We start from the raw sequence: 14,467 nt of genomic DNA, 5'->3' as shown, positions 1-14,467 counted from the left end.
GGATTTTCAGTGATTTTTCGACCTCTTTTAGCGGCCCTCGCCGCTGTCGCTCTGGCGGGATGTGCAACCGATCCCGCGCCGAATGAACAGCTGCGCCTGACCCGGCAAGCGCTTGAGCAAGCCAGCGCGGTTGGCGCCGTCGCCGAGGAGTCGGCCGAGTTGAAACTGGCCGAAGACAAATTCGCCCGGGCCGAGGTCGACATGGCCGACCAGTCATACAAGGACGCGCGCATGCAGGCCGAACAGGCCGAACTGGATGCCCGCCTGGCCGAAGCCCAGGTGCTGACCCGCAAGAGCCAGGAGCAACTGAACGTACTCAACACCCGTATCACCCGCTTGCGCAAGCAATTGCAATTGGGGGAAGCCCAATGAGCCGGCTGATCCGCGGAGTGAGCGCCGTGCTGCTGGCCGGCACCGTGTTGGGCGGCTGTGCCACCCATCCGAACAGCGAGCAGGCCCTGCAGCAGGCAGCCGGCGATTTCCAGAAGGTCAAGGAAGACGCCAATGTGCTGCGCTTCGCGCCCAAGGATGTAATCCGCGCCGGTGAGTCACTGGCCCGTGCCGACCGCCTGTCCAGCTACTGGGGCAGCGGCGCCGATGTGGAGCATTACGCCTACCTGAGCCGTCGCTACAGCGCGATTGCCCGTGAACATACCGAGCAGGGGCTCAACGCAGAGCGTGGCGCCAAGCTGGAACTCGAACGCCAGCGCCTGCAACTGGCCCTGCGCGAAAGCAAGCTGTCGAGCGTGCAACAGCAGGGCAAGTGGCTCGAGGAGCAAATTACCAGCCTCGCTACCCAGACCGACCGCGGCCTGGTAATGACCCTGGGTGACGTGCTGTTCGACACCGGTGACGCGGATCTTAAAAACTCGGCCAACCGCACAGTGCTGAAAATCGTGCAGTTCCTGCAACTGAACCCCAAGCGCGTGGTGCGTATTGAGGGTTATGCGGACAACACTGGCGGCGAGCAGGAAAACCTCAGGCTGTCCCGCGACCGTGCGCAATCGGTGGCCGATGTGCTGGTGGACCTGGGTATCGATGAAAAACGCGTCCAGGTTGAAGGGTATGGCGACCAGTACCCGGTGGAGGCCAATGCCTCCGAGCGGGGCAGGGCGCAGAATCGTCGCGTGGAAATCGTCTTCTCCGACGCCAAGGGCCAACTGGGCGCCGCCCGCTAGGCGATTGTCGCGGATCCAAAATGTGGGAGGGGGCTTGCCCCCGATAGCGGTAGATCAGTCACAACATCATTGACTGACACTCCGCTATCGGGAGCAAGCCCCCTCCCACATTTGTTTCTCTGTACCGCTGGAAGCTCTATCCAAAACCCTTACAGTTTTTGCTGTCACTGCCGCGCGGCCTCGACTATTGTGGCAACTGTCCCCGTACACTTCTAAACTGTGCCGGTATGTTCCACACAAAAATAAAACGCCCGTGAAATCGAGTGCTGCGTCATGACCAATCTGTTGCTTTACCAACGTATCGCCCAGCAACTGGCTGAGGACATCCGGCGCGGTGTCTATCAACCGGGGGAGCGCGTGCCTTCGGTGCGCAAGATGAGCTCCCAGCTCAACGTGAGTCACGCCACGGTCTTGCAGGCCTACGCCAACCTGGAAGACCAGGGGCTGATCAGGGCGCGGCCGCAGTCCGGCTATTACGTGCACCAGACGCCCGCACTCACTGCGCCGACGCCGGATATCGCCCGGGTCGAACGCCCGGGACTGGTCACCCGCAGCAGCATCATTCAACAGGTATTGGGCGAGTCGCGGCGCGAAGGTGTGTTTCCCCTTGGCGCCGCGGTGCCGAGTGTCGACTACCTGCCCGTGCGGGCGCTGCACCAGCAGTTGGCCAAGGTCACGCGCTTCCAGAGCCCACGGGCCTTCAGCTACATGTTCAGCCCCGGTTTCGAGCCGCTGCGCCGCCAGGTGGCGATCCGCATGCGCGATGCCGGCGTGGTGGTCGACCCTTCAGAAGTGGTGATCACCCACGGCTGCGTCGACGCGTTGCAGATGTCCCTGCGCGTACTGACCCGCCCCGGCGACTTGATCGCCGCCGAGTCGCCGACCTATTACGGCTTGCTGCAACTGGCCGACCTGCTCGGCCTCAAAGTGATCGAGATTCCCAGCGACCCCTCCACCGGCATGAGTCTGGAAGCCCTGCAGCTGGCGGCCAACCAATGGTCGATCAAGGCGCTGGTGCTGACCACACGCTTGAGCAACCCGCTGGGCGGCACCATGCCTGAAGAACGGCAGAAGCAACTGCTGCGCCTGGCCTCGGATTTCGATATCCAGATTGTCGAGGACGATATCTATGGCGAGCTGATGTTCGAACTGGGCCGCACCAAAGCGCTGAAAGCCTATGACCGCCTGGATCGGGTGATTTACTGCTCAAGCTTCTCCAAGACGCTGTCGCCCGGTGTGCGCATTGGCTGGATGATCGCCGGCAAATATCAACAGGAGATCCAGCGCCTGCAGATGTTCAGCACCCATTCGGCGTGCAGCGTCACGCAGATGGGCGTTGCCGCCTACCTGGAGAACGGTGGCTACGACCGCCACCTGCGCTACATCCGTCAGGAATACCGCAAGAACCTCAGCGCTTTCCAGCTGGCAGTGCAGCAGTACTTCCCTGAAGGCACGCAGATGACCCGGCCTACCGGCGGTTTTATCTTGTGGGTCAGCTTGCCGGGGCGCGTCAATACTCAGGAGTTGCATGTGCGTGCCCTGCAACAGGGCATCAGCATCGCGCCGGGGCTGATTTTCAGCAATACAGAACAGTTCAACCATTGCATTCGGCTCAACTGTGGCACGCCGTGGAACCGCGAAGCAGAACGGGCGCTGATGACCCTGGGGATGTTGGCCAGCCAGTTGTGCCAAGAGACCAGCGCCGGCTTTTGAGGCACTGAACCGGGACAATTCCTACAGAGGTGTGTTTGTCGAGCTTGTCATGCCGCGCACAACAAGCGAGCATATGGCCTTCTGCCGTTAATGCTGTTGGCGATATGAATTCGATTTTTCGCGCTGTAGGGATGATTGGCCTGTTAACGCTGTGCAATGTCGGCGTCGTCATGGCGGCCGCGCCCGTATCGGACTCCAGGCCTGCGGCAAGCGCCGAACAGGCGGCCTCCACAAAAAACACGGTGCAGGCAAAGAAAGCCACGGTCGCCAAGAAAAAGCGCGCCTCGGCCAGAAAAAATCCAGGTCGGCCCGTGAGGTCGCCCAGACCAAACTGCCACCGGCACAACTGGACCTGTCGCTGCCTTCCGACATGGTCAGGCATCTACAGCCTATCGGTACCATGCCCAAGCCCAAAAGCGTACCGCTGCTGCCGCCGATGTTCGGCGACAAGCCCACCGATAACAGCGCGTTCCAGATCAACGGCCGCTTGCTCAGCAATGAGATGAAACTGCAGTTGCGCAACGAAGAACGCCGTGATGTTGAAGGTGCCGCGCTGGATTTCGAATTCAAGCAGTAACTATTGCGCACACGTTACGCGCTGAATCGACCATCTGTCGCGGACTGGTCAGTCACTTGTCCTTTGCGCGAAAAACCCGTGTTGGGCCATTTTAAAACGGTTGTTCAGGGGCGTACCCTAGCTCCGCCATCCCATTGAGACGTCGAGGACCTGCCGGTCATGAAATGCCGTGAAGGCTGTGGCGCTTGCTGCATTGCCCCCTCCATCAGTTCGCCGTTACCCGGAATGCCCCAGGGCAAGCCGGCAGGCGAACGCTGCCTGCACCTGTCGGTCGAACAGCTATGCCAGCTGTTCGGCAAGCCCGAGCGGCCGGCCGTGTGCAGTGATTTCAAGGCGGATCTGGAGGTGTGTGGCATCGACCAGGCCGATGCCATTCGGCTGATCGGCTGGTGGGAACAGATGACGGCGGCTTGATGGGCTTTACTCTCGGAACTTCAACAATAAGGAATACAACGATGGGTTCGCTGAAACGAATGGCTGTGCTGTGCGGCTTCACGGTGTTGTTTGCGGCCGCCGCGCAGGCCGAGGACTGGCAGGTGGCCAAGGACGAAGACGGCATCAAGGTGTCCCTGAGCGAGGTTGCCGGCTCCAAGTACAAGGCCTATCGCGGTGTCACCCTGATCAAGGCGCCCGTGGCGAAAATCCAGGCCTTGCAGGAAGACGTCGCCGCCGCCTGTTCATGGATTCACGAATGCAAATCCCAGAAACTGGTGGACAAGAAGGGCGATGAGGCATGGACCTACACCCAGTTCAACGCACCGTTCCCGGTGACTGATCGTGACTCGTACACCCACATCACCACCACTAAAAACGCCGATGGCGGCATAACGCGTACCTTGCAGGGCGTGCCGACCTACAAGCCGGAAGAAAAGGGCTACGTGCGCGTGGCGCAGGTCGAGGGTTTCTGGAAGCTGGTGCCCAAGGGCGCCAACCAGACTGAGGTCACCTATCAAGTGCACACCGAGCCTGGCGGCAGCGTGCCCTCCTGGCTGGCCAACAAGTTCGTGGTGGACGCGCCGTTCAACACCTTGAAAGCCCTCAAGGAACACGCCGAGAAATAACCGCTGTCGATCAGGTGCCTGCGGCCTTGAGTGGAACGTTTGACGAGCCCTCAAGGTCCAGATGGATGTGAGCCCACACATGGGTTTTATCGAGGAGGCACCGATGCAAATGTGGCAAATTACCTTCGTTGACGATCACGGCGTGCAGTCCGTGGAGCAGTTCGACTGCGACCACAAGCCCAGCCTCGAAGATGCGGCGCACATGATTCGCAACAAACTCGTGCCGGTCGCCGCCGAACTCGACCTCAACGACCTTGAGGGCCGCAAGCCCGAGCCTACGGTCAAGATCCTCAAAGACCAGAACAGTATCCAGATCCTCGACATTTCGCCCGCCGCCTGAACATTCCCTGTTTGCCAGTGCAGCCCCTCTGGTGGAGGTGATAGCTTCGCGCTACTCTGCAAGCGAGATCAGCGAATGATTCGCTAGGTACTGGTCTTGTCAGCTACATGCTTGTTTTCCCTGCGGTGCAGTCATTGCCGTGGTGCTCGCGCCAGCAGCGCGCGGGCTTCGGGAGGCACGGAAAGTCTATCCATCGGTTTCAGGAGGACGTTTCATGAGCACAGCCTATCAAGAAGACATCAGCACCCATGTTCTACGCCGCATGAAAGAAGGCGGTTTTGACTTTTCACGGTTTCACCCCATCGAGTTCTACGCGATTTTCCCGGATGAAGAACGGGCTCGCAGGGCTGCGGGTGAGTTTCGCGGCGAGTCCCTGAATGCCCAGGTCAGCGCGCGCGATGACGGTGCCTGGTATCTGGAGTTGAGCAAGATCATGTCAGCCACCTACGACGGCATAGGAGACTTCGAGCAGGACTTTGAAGCAGTGGTTGAGCCGCTGGGCGGGATCATTGAAGGTTGGGGCGTCAAGCAGGAGGTGCGTGGGTTACCCATGTAGCCGTCTGTACAAGCACAGCGTATCGGCTGACCTCTGGGTCGGCCGATTTTGTTTGTGCCTTGGGAAAAAACGCTGCGCGGGCTTTTCGAAAGCAAAAAAAAGCCACCCAAGTCGGGTGGCCTAAAGGGAAGATCGTTGCGCTGGAACTGTAGGACGCGTCCTGTTCAGCAGATGTTGGCGATTATCCGCAGATGCAGCCGCGCAATGAAATCAAGTCTGACTATGCTGTCGATAGTAAAACGCCGCCTTGCGATGAAGCAGGCGACCATGCGCTGGGTATTCTATGCACCAGGACGGTGCTGGCAGATCACGGCGGTCATTCAACTCACTGATGTTCAAGTGTTTATGCCGCTGGCACGGGCCTTGCGATAGTGCTTGTGTCCGGGTGACAAGGAGTTCGGCATGATCCGCACTTATTTCGACGAAATGTACGACGGGGCAGGGCAGGTACGTCCCCATTACCGCGAATTCGCCCGTTGGTTGGCGCAGACCCCGCCCGAACTGCTGGCTCAGCGCCGGCGCGAAGCCGATTTGCTGTTTCACCGTGCGGGTATCACCTTCACCCTCTACGGCGACGATCAAGGCACTGAACGCCTGATTCCCTTCGACATCATCCCCCGCAGCATTCCGGCCAGTGAATGGCAGATTGTCGAACGCGGCTGCATTCAGCGGGTCAAGGCGCTGAACCTGTTTCTTGCCGACCTGTATCACGAACAGCGCATTATCAAGGCGGGCATCATCCCCGCCGAACAGGTACTGGCCAACGAGCAATACCAACTGGCCATGCAGGGCCTGGATCTGCACCGAGACCTGTATTCCCACATCTCCGGGGTCGATCTCGTACGCGATGGCGACGGCACTTACTACGTACTGGAAGACAACCTGCGTACACCCAGCGGTGTCAGCTACATGCTCGAAGACCGCAAGATGATGATGCGCCTGTTTCCCGAACTGTTTGCCGCCCAGCGCATCGCACCGATCGATCACTACCCCAACCTGCTGCTTGACACCCTCAAGAGCGCCAGCCCCATCGACAACCCCAGCGTTGTGGTACTGACTCCGGGACGCTTCAACAGCGCTTTCTTCGAACACGCGTTCCTGGCCAGGGAAATGGGCGTGGAGCTGGTGGAAGGCGCCGACCTTTTCGTGCGTGATGACCACGTGTTCATGCGCACCACCGACGGGCCCAAGGCCGTGGATGTGATCTACCGCCGCCTCGACGACGCGTTTCTCGATCCGCTGGCGTTCAACCCCGACTCGATGCTCGGTGTACCCGGCCTGCTCGCGGCCTATCGCTGTGGCAATGTGGTGCTGGCCAACGCGATTGGCACTGGCGTGGCGGATGACAAGTCGGTGTATCCCTTCGTCACCGAGATGATCCGTTTTTACCTGGATGAAGAACCGATCCTGAAGAACGTGCCGACCTTTCAATGCCGCAAGCCTGACGAGTTGTCCCACGTCCTGGCCAACCTGCCGCACCTGGTGGTCAAGGAAACCCAGGGCTCCGGCGGCTACGGCATGCTGGTCGGGCCGGCATCCAGCGCCGCCGAAATCGAAGCCTTTCGCGCACGCATCAAGGCCAAGCCCCACGCTTATATCGCCCAGCCGACCTTGTGTTTATCCACATGCCCGACCTTCGTCGACAACGGCATCGCCCCGCGCCATATCGACCTGCGCCCGTTCGTGCTGTCCGGCAAGGAAACCCGCGTGGTGCCCGGCGGCTTGACGCGTGTGGCGCTGCGCGAGGGCTCGCTGGTGGTCAACTCGTCCCAGGGTGGCGGTACCAAGGACACCTGGGTGGTGGAGGACTGATGCCATGTTGAATCGAACTGCCTTGCACCACCGGTGGGAAAACCTCCACGCCACCTTCATCCCCTCGGTGCGCCAGTTGGGCGATGCCATTCACGGTTCCTGCGCGGAGGCCCCATGAGACTTTCCATCAGTCACGAAACCACCTACCACTACGAAGACCTGGTGCGCGCCAGCATCCAGTACCTGCGCCTTACACCGCACGACAGCGAGCGCCAGCAGGTCATCAGTTGGCAACTCGACCTGCCGCGCCCGGTGCGCGCCCAGGTCGACCCGTTCGGCAATATCCTGCATGTACTGACCCTGGATGAACCTCACGATGCAATCGTTATCCGTGCTCGCGGCCAGGTGGATATCGACGAGTTGCGTGAGGCCGAGCACGAGGGCCAGTCGGCGTTCCCTTTCCTGCGCTGCACCCGCCTGACCGAGCCGGACGAAGCCCTGCGCGGCTTTGCCGACCAGCATTGTCATCAACGCCGTGACCGCAGCGCGTTGATCGACCTGATGCACGCGCTCAACCAAACCATGGTTTACACGCCCGGTGCCACCGAGGTCGATACCTGCGCGGCCCAGGCCTTCGCTGGCGGGGCGGGCGTGTGTCAGGATCATACCCACGCGTTCCTGGCCTGCGCGCGCAGCCTGGGGATTCCGGCGCGTTATGTGTCGGGGTATTTATACAGCGAAGACAGCACGCACCTGGCCAGTCACGCCTGGGCCGAAGCCTGGCTGGAGGGCGCGTGGTACAGCTTTGACGTGACCAACCAGATGGCGCGGCCGGAGCGGCACCTCAAGCTGGCGGTGGACCTGGACTACCTCGACGCGTGCCCGGTGCGCGGCATGCGTCGGGGCGGCGGGCATGAGCAGATGCACGCCAAGGTGTTGGTGATGCCGACGCCGGTGATCGCTGTGCAGCAACAATGATCGCACTGTTCCCACAGCATAAAACTCAGGGGTGGGATTTACGCCCGGCCATGTGCTTCAAATACCCCACCAGCAGATCCAGTTCGCTGTCGGGCAATACACTGGCGGCGAACGCCGGCATTTTCGCTTGTGGCCAGTGCCGCACGCTTTGCGGGTCGCGAATATAGTGCTTGAGAAAATCGCCGCTGAAATACTCGGTGGGGCTGTAGGGAATATTCAGGTCCGGGCCTACCTCTGCATCCCCGGCGCCATTGAGCCGATGGCAGGCCAGGCAGTTTTTCTGGAACAGCGCAAAGCCTTGGTTGATCGGATCATTCGCCGCCAGCGTCGAGTCCGGCAATAACGCCGGGAAACGCTCGGCCACGGTCTTCAACTGTTTGATGCGGGAAACCTGAAACGGCCACTGCTCCGGGCTGATCGGTCCCGCCTGCGGGTTGGTCCACACCAGGTAAAAAGGCCCGGCGCCAGGTTTGCCTGGCGTCAGGGCCGGCCAGGGGTGGGCCGGGTCTTCCACCGCCAGCCAGGCGCGGGCGCCGGTTCTTTCCAGCAGAGGCGCCGCGCTGAGTTCGGCGGCAAACCCATCCAGGGCGACCGCCTGCAGGTGGCTCTGCGGAGCAAGCCCCGGCAGCAGCACCGCCAGCGGCACTGCGCGATACGTCATGTCGCGCTTGTAGGAAACGTCATCAACGATGTGCACCGTCTGCGCATCCGGGTGCTCGAGCAGCTCGGCGGTCTGCCAGGTCCTGCTGGTATGGTCCAGTTCGATGGTCAATTGCGCGGCGCCGGCTGGCACGCTGAGCAGCAGGGCGAACAGCGCAAGGATCGTTTTCAACAGTGAGTCCGTTTTCAAGTGGCGATGACCTGCAAGATAGCGGAAATCAGCATGTAAAAAGACAGCCCCTGCAACGGGATCGCTATGGGCAATGCCTCGCAGGTGCTGTCAAAAACTGCAATTCTGATGCGGTGGGTGCACAGAACACGTGGCTCTGATCTTTACCCGATAACCTTGGTTAAATTGGGCAGGATCAAAATCAATGTGGTGGCGAAAAGAATAAGTCCCGCCTGACGTACTTTCGAATGTTTGAACATGGCTGACTGCCTTTTGTTGTTATTCCTGAGCGTCAAATGCGTGCCGTTGAATTCAGTATCGCGATCTGGCGTGACATCTTTCTTACAGCTGCTCCAGCAAAACCCGGCAGCAACCTCTTACTGAGTTCAACCTTAGAGCGCTCGTTCTTGCAGTCTTAGACTCATTTCATATCAGCTAAGCGCTATTTGAGCTTAAAAAGGCATGAGGCAGAACGCCATATTGGCGCCAATGCCTTGGCTAGACAGCTAAAACGATTAATCAGGTCATTCGCCCAAGTGTCTACCGTTCGTCCGGGCGCAGGGGGTCAAAGCAATGAACGCGTCCGCCATTGAAACCGTGTCAATCGGGCGTGGATGAAGGCGTACAGGGTGAATGCGCAGTTCTGCGCTTGCGTTGCAGGTCTGTTTCAGGGCAGGCTCTGGGTGTTCATTATTCCCATCGCCGTGTCAGGTATTTTTTATGTCGCTACGCGTCTGCATTTTGGAAACCGATATCCTGCGTCCTGGCTTGATCGATCAGTACCAAGGTTATGGGCAGATGTTCAAGCAGTTGTTTTCCCGGCAGCCGATTGCGGCCGAGTTTGTCGTCTACAACGTTGTGCAAGGCGAATACCCGCCGGATGACGAAACTTTCGATGCGTATCTGATCACCGGCAGCAAGGCCGACTCCTTCGGCACCGACCCCTGGATCCAGACCCTCAAGACGTATGTGCTGGAGCGTTACGCGCGCGGCGACAAATTGCTCGGCATTTGTTTCGGTCACCAGTTATTGGCATTGCTGCTCGGCGGCAAGGCCGAACGCGCCAGCCAGGGCTGGGGCATGGGCATCCACGATTACAAGCTCGATGCCAAGGCCCCGTGGATGAGCCCCGAGGTGCCGCAACTGACCCTGCTGATCAGCCACCAGGACCAGGTCACCACGTTGCCGGTCAACGCCACGGTTATCGCATCGAGTGAGTTCTGCCCCATCGCCGCGTATCACATTGGCGACCAGGTGCTGTGCTTCCAGGGCCACCCGGAATTTGTCGCTGACTATTCGCGCGAGTTGCTGGAAATTCTTCAGACGACTCTTGGGGAAAAGGTCTACACCCAGGGCGTAGCAAGTCTTGAGCGAGACCACCACGGCGCGACCGTGGCGCAATGGATGATGCGCTTCGTGGCGCACAAGCCCGAGTCGGCTTAAAGCCAGCCCGACCGCTTGAAGCTGGCCCACAGACTGATGCAGCCGGTGGCAATCAACCCGAGCACCGCGAAGTAGCCGTAGTGCCATTGCAGCTCGGGCATGTTCTGGAAGTTCATCCCATAAATCCCCGCCACCGCCGTGGGGAATGCCAGGATCGCCGCCCATGCGGCGAACTTGCGCTGTACCACGCTCTGGCGTGACGCCTCCAGCAACACACCGATCTCGATGGTCTGGCTGGCGATATCGCGCAGGGTGGTGAGGTCTTCCATCTGCCGCGTGACGTGAATCTGCACATCCCGGAAGTACGGGCGCATGTTCTTGTCGATAAACGGGAAGCTCAGCTTCTGCAGTTCCTGGCTGATCTCCACCATCGGCGCCACATGGCGCTTGAGCCGCAGCACATCGCGGCGCAGGCCGTGGATCTTCTGGATATCGCGCTCGCTCAGCGAGCTGCACAGCACGTTGCGCTCCAGCTCATCGATCTCTGCATGGATCGCCTCGCTCACGGGCTGATAGTTCTCGGTGACGAAATCAAGCAGCGCATAGAGTACGAAATCTTCCCCATGCTCCAGCAACAGCGGCCGCGCCTCACAGCGCTGACGCACAAAACCGTAGGACGCCGAGTGGCCGTTGCGCGCGGTGATGATGTAGCCGTTGCCGGCAAAAATATGGGTTTCGATAAACTCCAGCTTGCCGTTCTCGCGCACCGGCGAGTAGGTGACGATAAACAGCGCATCGCCGAAGGTCTCGAGCTTCGGTCGGCTGTGCTTTTCCATCGCGTCTTCGATTGCCAGTTCGTGCAGGTTGAACTGGCGTTGCAGGTTGGTCAGCTCCAGGGTGGTGGGCTCTTCCAGCCCGATCCATACAAAATGACCCGGTTTGGCGGCCCAGGCCGCACCTTCATCAAGGGTGATATCCGTGACTTTCTTGCCATCGCTGTAGACGGCGGCCGCAACAACTCTACCCATGATGCTGATCACTTCTAATCGTGAGGACAGGAGTTGGGCAGCTTAGCCTGATTGACGTTCCATTGTTGCTCGATGACATTTCACCTCGTTCAGGTGTTCTTCAGGAGCGCGCGCTCTGCAATGTCACGGTCCATCTGTGCGATGCATTCATCCATCTGCGTCTGACACGCTTGCATCAAGGCCGGAATGTCATCCGCCGTTAGACCAGTCGTAGGAATGGGCGGCAACGACCGTATGAGTACATCGCCACTGTTCCAGCGATTGAGCTGCATATGCGTCACGTAATTGCTCACGCACACCTGCACCACCGGAACACCCGCCGCAATCGCCATGTGAAAGGCGCCTTTCTTGAACGGCAACAAACCCTTGCCCAGGTTTCGCGTGCCCTCCGGGAACACCCAGATCGACGTGTCTTCATGTTGCAGGGTACGCGTGGTGGTGAGCATCGCGCGGCGCGCCTCGTGCGCATTGCCCCGGTCGATCAGCACATTGCCCGCCAACCAGAACAGCTGGCCGAACAGCGGCACCCATTTCAGGCTCTTTTTGGCGATACACACGGTACGGTGGGGCACCACGGTGCCCAGCACAAACAGGTCGTAGTTGGACTGATGGTTGGCGATCACCACGCAGGTGCCTGGTTTCTCACGCAGCGAGTCGACATCGGCCTTCACGTTCAGGCGCAAAATCCACATCGCCGGCACTGCGTACAGGCGGGCACACAAGCGACTGTTGTCCGGATTGAACGGCCGGCAGATACCCAACAGCACGCCCAGTACACCGGCGACCATAAAGTGCAGACTCATCAACAACATACGTAACAGAAACAGCATCGACACGGCCCATCGAGACAAAAGGTGGCGCAGTGTACGGATGTGCACTGTATTCGGCAATTGACCCTAAGGACGTCGGAGATAGCCGATGTTTAAGCACATGTTTCAACAATCGCTGACAAACCCTGTCTAGAGCGGCTACGAAAATTTCGGATTCTCTTGTAAGAAAAAGCCCGACACTAGGTCGGGCTTCGGTGAGCGTTCTGCAGGAAGCTTAACTGAGGCCGTGGCTCTGATCCTGGATGATTGCCTCATCCAGTGCCTCCAGCAGTGCCTTGCGCACCTTCAATTTGGTCTGCTTGTGCGCAGTCATATTGATCTTTTTCAACTGTCGCGCTGCTTCCAGGGCCGCTGCGTGCAATTCCTCCGGTGCCACTACTTTGTCGAGGAAACCCGCTTGCAGCGCGCCTTGCGGGTCAAACATCTCGGCGTTGATCACCGAGCGGTGGAATGCCGATTTGCGCAGACGGTCCCGCGCCAGCTCGATGCCAGCGTGGTGCATGGTCATGCCGATCGCCACTTCATTCAGGCCAATGCTGAACGGGCCCTCCACGCCGATCCGATAATCTGCCGACAGCAGCAGGAATGCGCCCTTGGCCACTGCATGCCCGGGGCACGCCACAATCACCGGGAACGGATGCGACAACAGGCGCCGCGCCAGCGTCGAACCGGAAGTCACCAGACTGATGGCCTCCTTGGGGCCGGCGGTCATTACCTTCAAATCATAACCACCCGACAGCATGCCCGGCGTACCGGTGATGACCACCACCGCGCGATCCTTCTCGACCTGATCCAGCGCCTCATTAAAGGCGCTGACCACCGCCGGGGAAATAGCATTCACCTTGCCGTTGCTCAAGGTCAGGGTCGCGATACCTTCTTCGAAGTGGTAGGCAATCAACTCACTCATGACGCGTTTCCTTGCAGGACTTGTTATAGAAGAATGCAGCAGACGTTACCCACCACGCACGCCCCGGTAAAGCGCCGTGACTGACTACCCAGTCAGGCTTTTCCCACACCTGCAAGGGTAGACGGCCCGGAGCAGGGCGTGACAGACGAGTCAGACGCATGTCGCCAGTGCCCGAGAATGGCACAATCACCGCCCCCGTCGGGGGCGTCCTGACGGAGCGGTCTAACCGCATGAAAATTCTGAAAAAAACCTTTGCCATCAGAAAGACTTTCGACTACATTAGCGCGCCTCGACAGACTGAACTGGTTTGCCGAGATACGGTGAAGTGTCCGAGTGGCTTAAGGAGCACGCCTGGAAAGTGTGTATACAAGAAATTGTATCGAGAGTTCGAATCTCTCCTTCACCGCCAAATTCGATGTAAACAAAACCCCTGGTTTCGAGAGAAATCAGGGGTTTTGTAGTTTCTGGCCCTTGAAAAGGCGCGTTCAGGCAGCTCGCAAAACCATGGGCCGTCCTCTAAGGTCATGGCCCATGACACTGTCGTGCGGCAAATTGAGTCTCTGTGGCGAGCGGGCTTGCCCCGCGTTGGGGTGCGCAACGCCCCCAATCAAGGAAAACGCGGTGTGCCTGACACCGCGCGGAGCATGGTTTTGGGGCTGCTGCGCAGCCCAACGCGGGGCAAGCCCGCTCGCCACAAGGCGCGTTACGCAATCAATCAGAGATGCAACCAGGCCAGGCTGCCGAGTATCACGGCCACGCCGCCGGCAGTATATGACAGGCGCTTGAGCCATTCCTTGCGTGTGAGCAGGGTAATCGCCGCCAACGAGATCGCGATCTGGATCGCGGTCATCGCCTGTGCCCAGCGGTGGTGCTGGTGCAGGGCCTCCTCGGACTTGTCATTCCACTCCCTGGAGGTGGCTTCAAGTTTCTCCGCCTGCTTGCGTACTTCCTCCTTCTGGCCTTTATAGCGCTGGATTTCGTCGCTGTAGTGGGCGACGTCGACACCGGGGATGTGCGTGGCCAGTTCGGCCAGATTCTGGCGGCTGGATTTGGCCTGGTAGTAATTCCACTGGTTGGCGGCTTCGGTCTTGAAGATGGCGGCGTTGTTTTTGTCCATCGCCGCTTCGCTCTCGGTGGATCCGGCCTGATAGCTGAGCATGGCGCCGAGGGTGGCCATCAGCGCAGTCATCACGGCAATGCGGCTGGCGAATCTGTCCCCGCGGCCGTGGGCATGTTCGGTGGTGTGTTCGATGTGTTTTTCGTGGGGGCTGGGGACTTCGAAGGCTTCTGACATGGGGGGGGCGGCTACAAACGGACTGAGGGAGTCTGATTCTT

General features: G+C 59.6%; 15 protein-coding genes, 1 tRNA gene and 1 pseudogene. 12 read left to right on the top strand and 5 right to left on the bottom strand.

Annotated elements, in window-relative coordinates; all coding sequences use genetic code 11:
- Positions 1-9: 9 nt before the first annotated feature.
- From VRB54_RS17640 to VRB54_RS17595, 10 genes and pseudogenes are all read left to right on the top strand, one after another.
- A complete protein-coding gene (locus VRB54_RS17640; protein WP_338478189.1) occupies positions 10-372 on the top strand; it encodes a DUF4398 domain-containing protein in 363 nt (120 codons plus the stop codon).
- The gene (locus tag VRB54_RS17635) at positions 369-1,178 is read left to right on the top strand and encodes an OmpA family protein (RefSeq protein WP_338478188.1); all 810 of its coding nucleotides are present in this window, start codon (positions 369-371) and stop codon (positions 1,176-1,178) included. The genes VRB54_RS17640 and VRB54_RS17635 overlap by 4 nt, the downstream gene beginning before the upstream one ends.
- Positions 1,179-1,451: 273 nt before the next feature.
- Positions 1,452-2,891 (top strand): PLP-dependent aminotransferase family protein, encoded by a 1,440-nt coding sequence (locus VRB54_RS17630; protein ID WP_338478187.1) that lies wholly within the window; start codon positions 1,452-1,454, stop codon positions 2,889-2,891.
- A 104-nt stretch (positions 2,892-2,995) separates the two neighbouring features.
- Positions 2,996-3,468 (top strand): annotated as a pseudogene (locus VRB54_RS17625) (translation initiation factor 2).
- A gap of 159 nt (positions 3,469-3,627) precedes the next feature.
- A complete protein-coding gene (locus tag VRB54_RS17620; protein WP_338478186.1) occupies positions 3,628-3,882 on the top strand; it encodes a YkgJ family cysteine cluster protein in 255 nt (84 codons plus the stop codon).
- Between the two features lie 41 nt (positions 3,883-3,923).
- On the top strand, positions 3,924-4,529 hold the full coding sequence (locus tag VRB54_RS17615) for an START domain-containing protein (protein WP_338478185.1): 606 nt from the start codon (positions 3,924-3,926) through the stop codon (positions 4,527-4,529).
- A 103-nt stretch (positions 4,530-4,632) separates the two neighbouring features.
- Complete coding sequence (locus VRB54_RS17610; protein ID WP_338478184.1) at positions 4,633-4,869, top strand: hypothetical protein; 237 nt, start codon at positions 4,633-4,635, stop codon at positions 4,867-4,869.
- Between the two features lie 214 nt (positions 4,870-5,083).
- Positions 5,084-5,425 carry a ribonuclease E inhibitor RraB gene (locus VRB54_RS17605; protein ID WP_057009243.1) on the top strand — a complete coding sequence of 114 codons (342 nt, stop codon included), beginning with the start codon at positions 5,084-5,086 and terminating at the stop codon, positions 5,423-5,425.
- A 402-nt stretch (positions 5,426-5,827) separates the two neighbouring features.
- Complete coding sequence (locus VRB54_RS17600; RefSeq protein ID WP_338478183.1) at positions 5,828-7,237, top strand: circularly permuted type 2 ATP-grasp protein; 1,410 nt, start codon at positions 5,828-5,830, stop codon at positions 7,235-7,237.
- A 114-nt stretch (positions 7,238-7,351) separates the two neighbouring features.
- A complete protein-coding gene (locus tag VRB54_RS17595; protein ID WP_338478182.1) occupies positions 7,352-8,155 on the top strand; it encodes a transglutaminase family protein in 804 nt (267 codons plus the stop codon).
- A gap of 25 nt (positions 8,156-8,180) precedes the next feature.
- Here VRB54_RS17595 and VRB54_RS17590 read toward each other — a convergent pair whose 3' ends face one another.
- Positions 8,181-8,987, bottom strand: a complete 807-nt coding sequence (locus VRB54_RS17590; protein WP_338478181.1) for a cytochrome c — start codon at positions 8,985-8,987, stop codon at positions 8,181-8,183.
- A gap of 717 nt (positions 8,988-9,704) precedes the next feature.
- On the opposite strand from VRB54_RS17590, the gene VRB54_RS17585 reads away from it, so the two are divergent.
- Positions 9,705-10,427, top strand: a complete 723-nt coding sequence (locus tag VRB54_RS17585; RefSeq protein WP_338478180.1) for an amidotransferase — start codon at positions 9,705-9,707, stop codon at positions 10,425-10,427.
- Here the strand turns inward: VRB54_RS17585 and VRB54_RS17580 are convergent.
- From VRB54_RS17580 to VRB54_RS17570, 3 genes are all read right to left on the bottom strand, one after another.
- Positions 10,424-11,395, bottom strand: a complete 972-nt coding sequence (locus tag VRB54_RS17580; protein WP_209983872.1) for a magnesium and cobalt transport protein CorA — start codon at positions 11,393-11,395, stop codon at positions 10,424-10,426. The two genes, VRB54_RS17585 and VRB54_RS17580, sit on opposite strands and share 4 nt — an antisense overlap.
- Before the next feature lie 89 nt (positions 11,396-11,484).
- A complete protein-coding gene (locus tag VRB54_RS17575) occupies positions 11,485-12,225 on the bottom strand; it encodes a 1-acylglycerol-3-phosphate O-acyltransferase (RefSeq protein ID WP_338478179.1) in 741 nt (246 codons plus the stop codon).
- A gap of 214 nt (positions 12,226-12,439) precedes the next feature.
- On the bottom strand, positions 12,440-13,132 hold the full coding sequence (locus VRB54_RS17570) for a crotonase/enoyl-CoA hydratase family protein (protein WP_338478178.1): 693 nt from the start codon (positions 13,130-13,132) through the stop codon (positions 12,440-12,442).
- A gap of 319 nt (positions 13,133-13,451) precedes the next feature.
- Between VRB54_RS17570 and VRB54_RS17565 the strand changes: the two genes are divergently transcribed.
- Positions 13,452-13,541: transfer RNA gene (locus VRB54_RS17565), tRNA-Ser, on the top strand.
- A 306-nt stretch (positions 13,542-13,847) separates the two neighbouring features.
- Here the strand turns inward: VRB54_RS17565 and VRB54_RS17560 are convergent.
- On the bottom strand, positions 13,848-14,426 hold the full coding sequence (locus VRB54_RS17560) for a DUF4337 domain-containing protein (protein WP_209983808.1): 579 nt from the start codon (positions 14,424-14,426) through the stop codon (positions 13,848-13,850).
- Positions 14,427-14,467: the final 41 nt, after the last annotated feature.

It is taken from the genome of Pseudomonas trivialis (assembly GCF_036864995.1).
Classification (GTDB): domain Bacteria; phylum Pseudomonadota; class Gammaproteobacteria; order Pseudomonadales; family Pseudomonadaceae; genus Aquipseudomonas; species Aquipseudomonas trivialis.
This window is presented reverse-complemented; position numbering and strand designations above follow the sequence as displayed.

What these genes read in the sequence shown, in the direction of transcription:
- VRB54_RS17635 (WP_338478188.1), top strand. Translation starts at nt 369, where the DNA reads ATGAGCCGGCTGATCCGCGGAGTGAGCGCCGTGCTGCTGGCCGGCACC.
- VRB54_RS17630 (WP_338478187.1), top strand. Translation starts at nt 1,452, where the DNA reads ATGACCAATCTGTTGCTTTACCAACGTATCGCCCAGCAACTGGCTGAG.
- VRB54_RS17620 (WP_338478186.1), top strand. Translation starts at nt 3,628, where the DNA reads ATGAAATGCCGTGAAGGCTGTGGCGCTTGCTGCATTGCCCCCTCCATC.
- VRB54_RS17615 (WP_338478185.1), top strand. Translation starts at nt 3,924, where the DNA reads ATGGGTTCGCTGAAACGAATGGCTGTGCTGTGCGGCTTCACGGTGTTG.
- VRB54_RS17610 (WP_338478184.1), top strand. Translation starts at nt 4,633, where the DNA reads ATGCAAATGTGGCAAATTACCTTCGTTGACGATCACGGCGTGCAGTCC.
- VRB54_RS17605 (WP_057009243.1), top strand. Translation starts at nt 5,084, where the DNA reads ATGAGCACAGCCTATCAAGAAGACATCAGCACCCATGTTCTACGCCGC.
- VRB54_RS17600 (WP_338478183.1), top strand. Translation starts at nt 5,828, where the DNA reads ATGATCCGCACTTATTTCGACGAAATGTACGACGGGGCAGGGCAGGTA.
- VRB54_RS17595 (WP_338478182.1), top strand. Translation starts at nt 7,352, where the DNA reads ATGAGACTTTCCATCAGTCACGAAACCACCTACCACTACGAAGACCTG.
- VRB54_RS17585 (WP_338478180.1), top strand. Translation starts at nt 9,705, where the DNA reads ATGTCGCTACGCGTCTGCATTTTGGAAACCGATATCCTGCGTCCTGGC.
- VRB54_RS17580 (WP_209983872.1), bottom strand. Translation starts at nt 11,395, where the DNA reads ATGGGTAGAGTTGTTGCGGCCGCCGTCTACAGCGATGGCAAGAAAGTC.
- VRB54_RS17575 (WP_338478179.1), bottom strand. Translation starts at nt 12,225, where the DNA reads ATGCTGTTTCTGTTACGTATGTTGTTGATGAGTCTGCACTTTATGGTC.
- VRB54_RS17570 (WP_338478178.1), bottom strand. Translation starts at nt 13,132, where the DNA reads ATGAGTGAGTTGATTGCCTACCACTTCGAAGAAGGTATCGCGACCCTG.
- VRB54_RS17560 (WP_209983808.1), bottom strand. Translation starts at nt 14,426, where the DNA reads ATGTCAGAAGCCTTCGAAGTCCCCAGCCCCCACGAAAAACACATCGAA.